General features: G+C 72.5%; 9 protein-coding genes. 6 read left to right on the forward strand and 3 right to left on the reverse strand.

Annotated elements, in window-relative coordinates:
• The first annotated feature begins 92 nt into the window (after positions 1 to 92).
• The 5 genes from ABEA77_RS04250 to exaC all read left to right on the forward strand — a co-directional run bounded on the left by ABEA77_RS04250 (position 93) and on the right by exaC (position 7,940).
• Positions 93 to 1,346: a GAF domain-containing protein gene (locus tag ABEA77_RS04250; protein WP_345641330.1), complete on the forward strand. Its 1,254-nt coding sequence runs from the start codon at positions 93 to 95 to the stop codon at positions 1,344 to 1,346.
• A 203-nt stretch (positions 1,347 to 1,549) separates the two neighbouring features.
• On the forward strand, positions 1,550 to 3,019 hold the full coding sequence (locus tag ABEA77_RS04255; protein ID WP_345641333.1) for an aldehyde dehydrogenase family protein: 1,470 nt from the start codon (positions 1,550 to 1,552) through the stop codon (positions 3,017 to 3,019).
• Positions 3,016 to 4,581 carry an APC family permease gene (locus ABEA77_RS04260; protein WP_345641336.1) on the forward strand — a complete coding sequence of 522 codons (1,566 nt, stop codon included), beginning with the start codon at positions 3,016 to 3,018 and terminating at the stop codon, positions 4,579 to 4,581. Before ABEA77_RS04255 ends, ABEA77_RS04260 begins: the two co-directional genes overlap by 4 nt.
• Before the next feature lie 130 nt (positions 4,582 to 4,711).
• Positions 4,712 to 6,307 carry a GMC family oxidoreductase gene (locus tag ABEA77_RS04265; RefSeq protein WP_345641339.1) on the forward strand — a complete coding sequence of 532 codons (1,596 nt, stop codon included), beginning with the start codon at positions 4,712 to 4,714 and terminating at the stop codon, positions 6,305 to 6,307.
• A 109-nt stretch (positions 6,308 to 6,416) separates the two neighbouring features.
• Positions 6,417 to 7,940: an acetaldehyde dehydrogenase ExaC gene (exaC, locus tag ABEA77_RS04270; RefSeq protein ID WP_345641651.1), complete on the forward strand. Its 1,524-nt coding sequence runs from the start codon at positions 6,417 to 6,419 to the stop codon at positions 7,938 to 7,940.
• Positions 7,941 to 8,037: 97 nt separating this feature from the next.
• Here exaC and ABEA77_RS04275 read toward each other — a convergent pair whose 3' ends face one another.
• Positions 8,038 to 8,814: an SDR family NAD(P)-dependent oxidoreductase gene (locus tag ABEA77_RS04275; protein WP_345641341.1), complete on the reverse strand. Its 777-nt coding sequence runs from the start codon at positions 8,812 to 8,814 to the stop codon at positions 8,038 to 8,040.
• Between the two features lie 220 nt (positions 8,815 to 9,034).
• Here ABEA77_RS04275 and ABEA77_RS04280 point away from each other — a divergent pair, with 220 nt between their 5' ends.
• Complete coding sequence (locus ABEA77_RS04280; RefSeq protein WP_345641344.1) at positions 9,035 to 9,685, forward strand: TetR/AcrR family transcriptional regulator; 651 nt, start codon at positions 9,035 to 9,037, stop codon at positions 9,683 to 9,685.
• A 69-nt stretch (positions 9,686 to 9,754) separates the two neighbouring features.
• On the opposite strand, the gene ABEA77_RS04285 is transcribed toward ABEA77_RS04280, so the two are convergent.
• Positions 9,755 to 10,531, reverse strand: a complete 777-nt coding sequence (locus ABEA77_RS04285) for an SAM-dependent methyltransferase (protein ID WP_345641347.1) — start codon at positions 10,529 to 10,531, stop codon at positions 9,755 to 9,757.
• A 102-nt stretch (positions 10,532 to 10,633) separates the two neighbouring features.
• The gene (locus ABEA77_RS04290; RefSeq protein WP_345641350.1) at positions 10,634 to 11,731 is read right to left on the reverse strand and encodes an XdhC family protein; all 1,098 of its coding nucleotides are present in this window, start codon (positions 11,729 to 11,731) and stop codon (positions 10,634 to 10,636) included.
• Between the last annotated feature and the right edge of the window lie 214 nt (positions 11,732 to 11,945).

The following is an 11,945-nucleotide window of genomic DNA, read 5'->3' on the forward strand; positions in this document are numbered from 1 at the left end:
GTACGGCCGCGTCCGTGCACGGTGCTTGCCGCGCTCTCCCGGCGGCGCGACGATGGCCGGTGTCCGGTGGATCGGGGCCCCGGGAGGCCGTGTTGACCGAGTCATGGGTGGCGCTCGGCGCCGGGGCCGACCCGGCGGAGCGGCGCAGGAAACTGGGCACGGCGTACGAGTCGTTCGCCGCGGCGGGACGGGTGGAGCGGCCGGTGCGGCCGGTGGTCGCCGCGTCCTGGCTGCGCTCGGCGCGCGCCCGGGTCAGCCCGGAGGGCACCCCGCCCGTCGAGCTGTCCGAGGAGGCGCTCGCCGCCTGCCGCGACGCGCACCCGCTGGCCCGTGCGATGCCGTTGATCCGCGAGCTGACCGGCGGATACGCCACCGACGGCGAGCACCTGGTGGCGGTCTGCGACGCGCGCGGCAGGCTGCTGTGGGTGGAGGGCCACGCCGGGGTCAGGAAGCGGGCCGACGCGATGAACTTCGTGCCGGGCGCGGACTGGGCCGAGGCGGTCGCGGGCACCAACGCGCCGGGCACCGCGATCGCCGAGGACCGGCCGGTCCAGGTCTTCGCCGCCGAGCACTTCAGGCGCCGCGTACACCGCTGGACCTGCGCGGCCGCGCCGGTGCACGACCCGGGTACGGGCCGTCTGCTCGGCGCGGTCGACGTCACCGGCGGGGACCGTCTCGCGCACCCGCACAGCCTGGCCTTCGTCGGCGCGGTGGCCAGGGCGGCGCAGGCGCACCTCGCGCTCCTCACCCCCGCCGCTCCCCCGGAGGCGGCACGGCTGACGGCGCTCGGCAGGGACGAGGCGCTGCTCGCCGCGGGCGGCCGCAGGACGGTGCTCAGCCGCCGCCACAGCGAGATCCTGACGGTCCTGGCCGCGCGGCCGGAGGGCGTGTCGGGCGACGAGCTGCTGGTGGAGCTGTACGAGGACGAGTCGGTCACGCCCGTCACGCTGCGCGCGGAGCTCTCCCGGCTGCGGTCGGTCCTCAGACCCGAGCTGCTGCGGTCGCGGCCGTACCGGCTGGCCGCCCGGGTCGACACGGACTTCGCGGCCGTCGAGCGGCTGCTGGCGTCCGGCGCGGTGACGGCGGCGGCGAACGCGTACGCGGGCCCGCTGCTGCCCGCCTCGCAGGCGCCCGCCGTGGCCCGCCTGCGGCGGCGGCTGGCCGATCAGCTGCGGGCCGCGCTGGTGGCCAGGGCGGATCCGGTGCTGCTCGCCGACTGGGTGCACAGCCCGTGGGGCGAGGAGGACCTCGCGGCGTGGCGCGCGCTCGCCGCCGCGCTGCCCGGCGAGCGCCGCGCCCCGGCGCTCGCGCGCCTGCGCGAGCTGGACCGCGCCCAGCGGAGCTGAGCCGCCGGCCCGGTCCGCCCGCTCCCCGGTCATACGCCGGGCTGTACGGCCCACCCCGTGCTGCGGATCCTGCGGGCTCTCCTTACGGTCGTCTCATGGCGGGCCCCGGGCGCGAGCCACCGGCCCGAGGACACGGTCGGGACATGTCAGGTGTGCCGGACGATCATCCGGGTAGGCACCTCGACCCAATGGGAGGAGCGTGCATGCCTGAGCTGTTCATCGGCGGTAAGTGGAGGTCGGCGGTCGAGGGGAGACTCCGGGAGATCCGGTGTCCCGCGGACGGCACCCTGGTCGCGACGGTCGACGAGGCCGGGCCCCGGGACGCGGACGCCGCGATCGGCGCCGCGCGGGAGGCCTTCGACAGCGGCCCCTGGCCGCGCACGGCGGCGGCCGAGCGCGGCCGGCTGCTGCTGCGGGTCGCCGAGCTGCTGGAGCGCGACAAGGCGGCGCTCGCGCGTGCCGAGTCCCTCGACACGGGGAAACGGTTCGTCGAGAGCGAGTTCGACATGGACGACATCGCGAACTGCTTCCGGTACTTCGGCAACCTGGTGGCGGCGGGCGGCACCGACCGCCTCGTGGACACCGGGAACCCGGCCGTGGACAGCCGCGTCGTCCACGAGCCGGTGGGCGTGTGCGCGCTCATCACACCCTGGAACTACCCGCTGCTGCAGACCGCGTGGAAGGTGGCGCCCGCGATCGGCGCGGGCAACACGTTCGTGTTGAAGCCCAGCGAGCTGACTCCGCACACCGCGATCCACCTGATGCGGCTGCTGACCGAGGCGGGGCTGCCCGACGGGGTGGCGAACCTGGTGCTCGGCACGGGCGCGGAGACCGGCGCGCCGCTCACCGAGGACCCACGCGTCGACATGGTCTCCTTCACCGGCGGACTCGTCACCGGCCGCCGCATCATGGCGGCTGCGGCGCCGACGGTGAAGAAGGTCGCGCTCGAACTCGGCGGCAAGAACCCCAACATCGTGTTCGCCGACGCCGATTACGAGACCGCCGTCGACTACGCGCTGACCGCGGTCTTCCTCCACTCGGGCCAGGTGTGCTCCGCGGGCGCGCGTCTGCTGGTGGAGGACGGGCTGCACGACCGCTTCGTGGACGACGTGGTGGAGCGCGCCAGGGCCATCCCGCTGGGCGGCCCGTTCGACGAGCACGCGCGGACGGGGCCGCTGATCTCGGCCGCGCACCGCGAGAAGGTCGAGCGGTACGTGGCGGCAGGCCTCGCGGAGGGCGCGGTGCTTCGATGCGGCGGAAAGCGCCCCGACGGCCCGGAGTTCGCCGACGGCTTCTACTACCTGCCGACGGTGCTCGACGACTGCGCCGCCGGCATGTCGGTCGTGCGGGACGAGTCGTTCGGCCCTGTGCTGACCGTGGAGCGCTTCCACACCGAGGAGGAGGCGGTGGCCCTCGCCAACGACACCGTCTACGGTCTCGCGGGCGCCGTGTGGTCCCGGGACGTCGGCAAGGCGCACCGGGTGGCGTCGCGGCTGCGGGCGGGCACCGTGTGGATCAATGACTTCCAGCCCTATGTCCCCCAGGCCGAATGGGGCGGTTACAAGCAGTCCGGCTTCGGCAGAGAACTGGGCCCCTCCGGCCTCGCCGAGTACCAGGAGGCCAAGCACGTGTGGCGCAATCTGCAACCGGCCCCGCTGAGGTGGTTCGAGTGACCGCCGCCGCTCCCGGGCAGGGAGACCGCGACGACGACGAGTCGCTGTCGGACTTCGGCTACAAGCCCCAGCTCAAGCGCACGCTGGGCAACTTCCACACCTTCGCCGCGGGCATCAGCTACATCTCGATCCTCACCGGGACCTTCCAGCTGTTCTACTTCGGTGTGGGCTTCGGCGGGCCCGCCTACTGGTGGTCCTGGCCGATGGTGTTCGTCGGCCAGCTGATGGTGGCGCTGTGCTTCTGCGAGCTGGCCGCCCGCTACCCCGTCGCCGGATCGATCTACAACTGGTCGAAGAAACTGGGCGGTCCGCACCTGGGCTGGCTCGGCGGCTGGATGATGGTGACGGCCACGATGGTGTCGCTCTCGGCCGTCGCCCTGGCCTACCAGCAGACGCTGCCGCAGATCTCGTCGGTGTTCTGGGTGATCGGCGACGGCAGCCACCCCACGGACGCGGCGAAGAACGCGGTGTTCCTCGGCTCGTGCCTGATCGTCTTCACCACCCTGGTCAACGCGTTCGGGGTGAAGCTGATGGCGCGCATCAACTCGGCGGGTGTGCTGGTCGAGTTGGTCGCGGCCGTGGTCCTGATCGTCCTGCTGGCCGTGCACGTCACGCGCGGACCCGCCACGATCACCCAGACCCACGGCCTCGGGCAGGGCCAGTCGATGGGCTACTTCGGCGCGTTCCTCACCGCGTCACTCGCCTCCGCGTACGTGATGTACGGGTTCGACACGGCGTCCTCGCTCGGCGAGGAGTCGCGCAACCCGAGCCGCAACGCGCCGCGGGCCATCCTGCGCGCGCTGGTCGCCTCGTTCGTCATCGGCGGTCTGATCCTGCTGTTCGCGCTGCTCGCGGTGCCGGACCTGAACTCCTCCAAACTCTCCACGGACGGACTGCAGTTCGTGGTCCTCTCGACGCTCGGCTCGTCGGTCGGGCAGGCCGTGCTGTGGTGCGTGTTCATCGCCATCACCGTCTGCGAGCTCGCGGTGCACACCGCGGGCATCCGGCTCGCCTTCGCGATGGCGCGCGACAACGGACTGCCGGCGTCGTCCGCGGTGGCCAGGGTCAGCCCGCGGTTCCAGACGCCGATCGTGCCCGCGGTGGTGATCGGTCTTGTCGCCATCGGGATCCTCGTCCTCAACATCGACCAGCCGCAGATCTTCTCCGTGGTCACCAGCATCGCGATCATCATGATCTACCTGGCCTACCTGTCGGTGACGGCGCCGATGCTGTGGCAGCGGCTGCGCGGGCGGTGGCAGCCCGCCGAAGGCCGCTTCTCGCTCGGGAAGTTCGGCCTGCCGGTGAACATCGTCGCGGTCCTGTGGGGCGGCGCCATGGCGGTCAACCTCGCCTGGCCCCGCGCCAGCGTCTACAACGCGACCTCCCCTCACCACTGGTACCTCAAGTGGGGCGCTTTCCTGTACATCGGCGTGATCGCCGTCGCCGGATTCGCGTACTACTGGTTCCGCAAGCGGGGCCGTATCGACGTGATCGAGGGCAGCAGGGCAGCCGCCGCGGAGCCCGAGCCCGGTCCCGGCCCCGAGACCGCCGCCTCCCCCTGACGCCGCGTGCGCGGCCCGCCCCGCCCCTCCGCCGGTCGCGGCGGGCCGCGCAACACCCACCGCGGGAACGCACCCTGCCGTGGGGCCGCCCCGCCCCTTCCCCGTACATTCCCTCACCCCTGGAGCAGTGATGCCCGCTCAGTCCGCCGACTCGCCCGCCGACTCCTCCGTGCCCGTCTACGACTACCTGGTGGTCGGCGGCGGCACAGCGGGTGCCGTCGTGGCCGCCCGGCTCAGCGAGGACCCCGATGTGACCGTGTGCGTCGTGGAAGCCGGACCGTCGGACGTCGGGGACGACAACATCCTCCGACTCGACCGGTGGATGGCCCTGCTGGAGTCCGGCTACGACTGGGACTACCCCGTCGAGCCGCAGGAGTCCGGCAACAGCTTCATGCGCCACGCGCGTGCCAAGGTGCTCGGCGGCTGCTCCTCGCACAACTCGTGCATCGCCTTCTGGGCGCCCGCAGAGGACCTGGACGAGTGGGGTGCGCTGGGCTGTTCGGGCTGGAGCGCGGCGGACTGCTTCCCGCTGTACCGGCGCCTGGAGACCAACGACGCGCCCGGCGACCACCACGGCCGCTCGGGCCCCGTCACCATCCGTACCGTGCCGCCCGCCGACCCCTGCGGGAGGGCCCTGCTCGCGGCCTGCGCGGAAGCGGGCATCCCCACCACCCCGTTCAACACCGGCACCACGGTGACGCACGGCGCGAACTGGTTCCAGATCAACGCGCGGGAGGACGGCACCCGTTCCTCGGCCTCCGTGTCCTATCTGCACCCGATCCTCGGCAAGCGGCCCAACCTGGAGGTCCGCACCGGACTCCAGGCGACCCGGCTGCTGTTCGACGGCGGGCGCTGCACCGGCGCCGAGTTCCTGCTGCCCGACACCGTGCACCGCGGCCGGGTGCTGGCGCGCCGGGAGGTCGTCGTGTGCTGCGGTGCCATCGACGCGCCGAAGCTGCTGATGCTCTCGGGCATCGGCCCTGCCGAGCACCTGCGGGAGTCGGGGGTCGAGGTACGGGTCGACTCCCCCGGCGTCGGCTCGCACCTCCAGGACCACCCGGAGGGCGTGATCATGTGGGAGGCCAAGCGCCCCATGGTGACCTCGTCCACCCAGTGGTGGGAGATCGGCATCTTCACCAGCACTGAGGAGGGCCTCGACCGGCCGGACCTGATGTTCCACTACGGTTCCGTGCCGTTCGACCTCAACACGTACCGGCGCGGCTACCCGACCACCGACAACGCGTTCTGCCTGACGCCCAACGTGACCAGGGCCCGCTCGACGGGCACGGTCCGGCTGCGCACCCGGGACTTCCGGGACAAGCCGAAGGTCGACCCGCGCTACTTCACCCACGAGCACGACGTCCGGGTCATGACACACGGGCTGCGGCTCGCGCGCACGATCGCGGCGCAGGCTCCGCTCGCCGAGTGGACGGGCGCCGAACTGGCCCCGGGGCCCGAGGCGCAGAGCGACGACGAGCTCTTTGCGTACATCAAGGAGACGCACAACACCGTGTACCACCCCGCGGGCACGGTGCGGATGGGCGCGCCCTCGGACCCCGACTCGCCGCTCGACCCGCGGCTGCGGGTGAAGGGCGTCAGCGGCCTGCGGGTGGCGGACGCCTCGGTGATGCCCTTCCTGCCCGCGGTGAACCCGTGCATCACCACCATGATGATCGGCGAGAAGTGCGCCGACATGATCATGTCGGATCAGGCCGCGGCGCGTTGACGCGCAATCCGCCCCGGCCCGCTCGCAACCCGGTTGCAACGTAGCGGTCCCTAACCTCGGATCCGTGCCGCCCGACGGCGGACGGCACGGACACCGGGAGGTCTCCGCGATGACCCGCTACGCCAACCCCGGCAGCGAAGGCGCTGTCGTCTCCTACCAGCCCCGCTACGACCACTGGATCGGCGGGGAGTACGTAGCGCCCGCGCGCGGCGGCTACTTCGAGAACCCGAGCCCGGTCAACGGGCAGCCCTTCACGGAGGTGGCACGCGGCACCGCGGAGGACGTGGAGCGGGCGCTCGACGCGGCGCACGGGGCCGCGCACCGCTGGGCCGCGACGTCGGCCGCCGACCGGGCGCTCGCGCTGCACCGGATCGCCGACCGGATGGAGGCCCACCTGGAGGAGCTCGCGGTCGCCGAGAGCTGGGAGAACGGCAAGCCCGTGCGGGAGACACTGGCCGCCGACGTCCCGCTGGCGATCGACCACTTCCGGTACTTCGCGGGCGCGCTGCGCGCCCAGGAGGGGTCGGTGAGCGAGCTGGACGACGACACCGTCGCCTACCACTTCCACGAGCCGCTCGGCGTGGTGGCGCAGATCATCCCGTGGAACTTCCCGCTCCTGATGGCGACATGGAAGCTGGCTCCGGCGCTCGCCGCGGGCAACGCAGTCGTCCTCAAGCCGGCCGAGCAGACGCCCGCGTCGATCCACCTGTGGATGAGCCTGGTGGCGGACCTGCTGCCACCGGGCGTCCTCAACATCGTCAACGGCTTCGGCGTGGAGGCGGGCAAGCCGCTCGCGTCGAGCCCGCGGGTCGCCAAGGTGGCCTTCACCGGGGAGACCACGACCGGGCGGCTGATCATGCAGTACGCCTCGGAGAACATCAAACCGGTCACCCTGGAGCTCGGCGGCAAGAGCCCCAACCTCTTCTTCGACGACGTGTCGGCGGCGGACGACGACTTCCGCGACAAGGCGCTTGAGGGCTTCACGCTGTTCGCGCTCAACCAGGGCGAGGTGTGCACCTGCCCGTCGCGCGCGCTGATCCAGCGCGGTCACTACGGCGAGTTCCTGGAGGCGGGCGTGGCCCGCACGGAGCAGATCGTCCCCGGGCACCCGCTCGACACGGAGACGATGATCGGCGCGCAGGCCTCCAACGACCAGCTCCAGAAGATCCTCTCGTATCTGGACATCGGCCGGCAGGAGGGCGCGAAGGTGCTCACGGGCGGTGAACGGGCCGAGTTCGGCGGGGACATGGCGGGTGGCTACTATGTCCAGCCGACGGTCTTCGAGGGCGACAACCGCATGCGGATCTTCCAGGAGGAGATCTTCGGTCCGGTCCTCGCGGTGACGCCGTTCGCCGACTTCGACGACGCGATCAAGACGGCCAACGACACCCTGTACGGCCTCGGGGCGGGCGTGTGGACCCGCGACGGCGCCACCGCCTACCGCGCGGGCCGCGCCATCCAGGCGGGCCGCGTCTGGACCAACTGCTACCACCTCTACCCCGCGCACGCGGCCTTCGGCGGCTACAAGCAGTCGGGCATCGGGCGCGAGAACCACCGCATGATGCTGGAGCACTACCAGCAGACGAAGAACCTGCTGGTGTCCTACTCCCCGAAGAAGCTGGGGCTGTTCTAGGCCGTCTCCGCGACGTCGCGTCCGGGGCGGGACGCCCGGGGAGGCGCCTGACGCGGCGGACCGCCCGTCGGGCGCCTTCCGCCGCGCCGGCTGTGCCTCAGAACATGCCGCCGTCGATTTGGAGCGTACGGCCCGTCATGTAGGCCGCGTCCTCGGAGGCGAGGAAGGCGTACGCGGCGGCGATCTCGTCGGGTTCGGCGAGCCGCCGCAGCGCGATGGCGGTGTCGAGCCACCGGGCCGTGTCCTGGGTGGCGGCGAGCCCGGGGTGGACGTAGTGGGCCGCGTTCTCCGCGGCCATGTCCGTGGCGGTGCCGCCCGGGGCGATGGCGTTGACGGCGATACCCTTCTGCCCGAGCTCGGCGGAGAGGTTGAGCGCCATCGCCTCGACGGCCGCCTTGCTCGCCGCGTACAGGGTGTGGTGGAAGACGGACTTCGACGCGCTCACCGACGAGGTCAGCACGATCCGGCCGCCTTCCCGCATGCGGGGGACGGCGTGCTGGACGGCGGACAGCTGGCCGCGCGTGTTGACGGCGAAGACCCGGTCGAAGTCCTCGGGCGTGATGGTCTCCAGCGCGCCGAAGTGCTCGATGCCCGCGCACGAGGCGAGGACGTCGAGTCGGCCGAACTCCGCCTCCGCGCGCTCGAACAGCACCCCGGTCTGCTCGTGGTCGGCCACGTCGGCCCGCACTGCCGTCGCCCGTCCTCCGGCCGAGGCCAGTTCGTCGACGAGCGCGCCGGCCGCCTGCTCGCTGCCGCGGTAGCCGATCACCACCGACGCGCCCTCGGCCGCCAGGCGCCGGGCGACGGCCGCGCCGATGCCGCGGCTGCCGCCGGTGACGACCGCCGTCTTGCCTTCGAAACGTGTCTCGCGCACGAGGTTCTCCACTCTGCGGGGTCCGGGGACCGGGACAGGGGCGCCCGGGGGGCCGCGCCTGCCGGGCGCCCTCGGTAGGCGTTGTGCGCCCATCGTAGGCCAAGTGCAGTAAATCCTTCACTTAGTCCGCGGGAATCTCCCGTACGCTCGGCCGTGCCCGGGGAGCGAAGCCGTCGGGCGCGAGAACGGGGCGGCAGAGGCGGGAAGGGACGGACCCGGAGTGAGTGCACACAGAGCGGAGGCGGACGGGCGGGCACCGCTGCGCGCCGACGCGGCCCGCAACCGCGCGCAGATCCTCCGGGCCGCAAGGGCCGCCTTTCGCGAACGGGGCACCGCCGTCCCCATGGAGGAGATCGCGCGCCGCGCCGGGGTGAACATCGCCACGCTCTACCGGCGCTTCCCCGACCGCGACGCCCTGGTCGCGCAGGTCCTGATCGACGGGTTCACCCTGGTGCTCGGGGCCGCGCGCGACGCACGCGACAGAGCCCCGCAGGATGCGCTCGGCGCTCTTGAGGACTTCCTGCTGAGGGCGATCGAAGCACGGGACGAACTCGTGCTCCCGCTGATCGGCGGCCCTTCCACCGACTCGCCCGAGGCACTCGAAGTACAGCGGGAGATCGCCCCCGCGCTGGCCGAACTCCTCGCCCACGCCCGCGCCCAGGGGACCGTCAGGGCGGACGTCACCCCCGTCGACCTGATCACCGCGGCCGTCCTCGCCTGCCGGCCGCTGCCCCTCCTGCCCGCGGACCAGGCGGCCGCGCTCGCCTCCCGGCATGTGCGTGTCTTCCTCGACGGGCTGCGCCCGGACGGCACCAGGACGCTGCCGCCGGGGCCGACGTCCGAGCAGCTCAGCGCCCACCTGCGGCTCTGAGCCGCGCCGCACGGCGCGCCCGCCGCCAGTGCGCCCGCGCCGCTCCGCCCCGGCAGCCCGCCGGTCGGGTCAGGGGACGCGGGCCACGGCCGCGTAGATCGTGCTGTCCTCCCGCTCGGGGGCGGCGCCGCGGTACCAGCGGGGTGCGGTGACGAGTCCGGGCTCGACGAGGTCGAGTCCTTCGAAGAAGCGTGCCACGCCGTCACGGGTGCGGAAGGCGAGCTCGATGCCCGCCTGCGCGTACTGCGCGGTGATGCGGGCCGCGCGCTCGGGCCGCAGGTCCGACGACGCGTTCGACAGGGCCAGATGACTGCCCGAGGGCAGCGCGTCGACCAGGGTGCGCACGATGCCGTACGCCTCCTCGTCGGGGACGAAGTGCATCAGGGCGATGAGGGAGAGCGCGATCGGCCGGCCGAAGTCCAGGCTGCGGCCGGCGTGTTCGATGATGTACTCGGGGTCGCGTACGTCCGCCTCGACGTAGTCGGTCGTGCCCTCGGGGGTGCTGACGAGCAGTGCCTCCGCGTGCCGCAGCACGATGGGGTCGTTGTCGGTGTAGACGATCCGGGCCGAGGGCCTGATCCGCTGGACGACCTGGTGGAGGTTGGGCTCCGTGGGGATGCCGGTGCCGATGTCGAGGAACTGGTCCGTGCCGGACTCCGCGAGCCAGGAGACGGCCCGGATCATGAAGGCGCGGTTCTGCCGGGCAGAATCCCTTCCGTCGGCGGGGAGTTCCCTGCCGACGTGCCGGTCCACCTCGTAATTGTCCTTGCCGCCGAGCAGCCAGTCGTAGACCCGTGCGGGATGCGGCCTGCTCGTGTCCACCTGGCGCTTGGGGCCGTACGTCATGATCATCCTCCGCCTTGTCGCTGCGCACAGGCTAGTCCCCCGGCGCGATGCGCCGGGGGCGGGCGTGAGCGACCGCGGAGACCCGAAGTGCCGCGCGGCGGTTCAGTGGTGGATGGGCTGCGGGGTGGTCTCGGTGAGGCGCCGGCCCGTGCCGCCCCACTGGAGCGCGATGATCTCGGCCATGATCGCGACGGCGGTCTCCTCGGGGGTCCTGGCCCCGAGGTCGAGACCGATCGGCGAGGCCAGGCGGCGCAGCGCGCTCTCGTCGACACCGATCTCGCGGAGTCTCTCCAGCCGGTCCTCGTGGGTGCGGCGGCTGCCCATGGCACCGACGTAGCAGGCGGGCGTGCGCAGGGCACGCTCAAGCAGCGGCACGTCGAACTTGGGGTCGTGGGTGAGCACGCAGATGACGGTGCTCTCGTCGACGGTGGTGCTCTCCAGATACTCGTGGGGCCAGGAGACCACCAGTTCGTCCGCGTCGGGGAAGCGCTTGTGCGTGGCGAAGACGGGCCGTGCGTCGCAGACCGTGACGTGGTAGCCGAGGAACTTGCCGATCCGGGCCACCGCGCCCGCGAAGTCGATCGCGCCGAAGACGAGCAGCCGCGGCGGCGGCGCGAAGGAGTGCACGAACACGGAGACGTCCTCGTCCAGTTGCTCGCCGTGCCGGCCCATGCGCACGACGGCGCTCTCACCCCGCGCCAGCAGGCCGCGCGCGCGTTCTGCCACGGCGGTGTCGAGGCGCCCGTCGCCGAGGGTGCCCGCCGTGCCGTCAAGGGTGACGACCAGGTCGCGCTCGCGGGGCGGCTCGCCCGAGATCACGGAGGCGACCGCGACGGGCCGGGAGGCGCGGACCGCGTCGAGGACCTGCGGCAGGTGCGGGTGGTGTGCGCCGCCCGCCGGCCGCACATAGATGTCGATGATGCCGCCGCAGGTCAGTCCGACCTCGAAGGCGTCGTCGTCGCTGATGCCGTAGGTCGTCAGTGCGGGCGTCCCGGTCTCGATGACCTCTTTGGCCAGCTCGTAGACGGCGCCCTCGACACAGCCGCCCGAGACGCTGCCGACCACGTCACCGTCGGCGGAGACCGCCATCGAGGCGCCCGGCCTGCGGGGGGCCGACTTCCACGTCCCGACGACGGTGGCCAGCGCGAAGGGGGTGTCCGCCGCCTGCCAGGAAGCGATGCCGTTCGCGATGTCCCACACGCGTGCTCCTCTCCCGTCCCGGTTTTGAGCCGCGCCGCGCCCGGCGGCGTCCGCTCCTTCCGGGCAGCGGCCATGGCGGCCCCCGGGCCGCTCCACGGTATGAGCATGCAAACGGCCGCGGTCGAAGGTCAACACCGGCTTAAGCGTTCCCTTAACTCCGGAGCGCGGCGACAAGGTGGCAGGTCAGAGCGTTTCAGACGAGTTAAGCACTCTC

The sequence above is a fragment of the Streptomyces tremellae genome, assembly GCF_039540215.1.
GTDB lineage: Bacteria > Actinomycetota > Actinomycetes > Streptomycetales > Streptomycetaceae > Streptomyces > Streptomyces tremellae.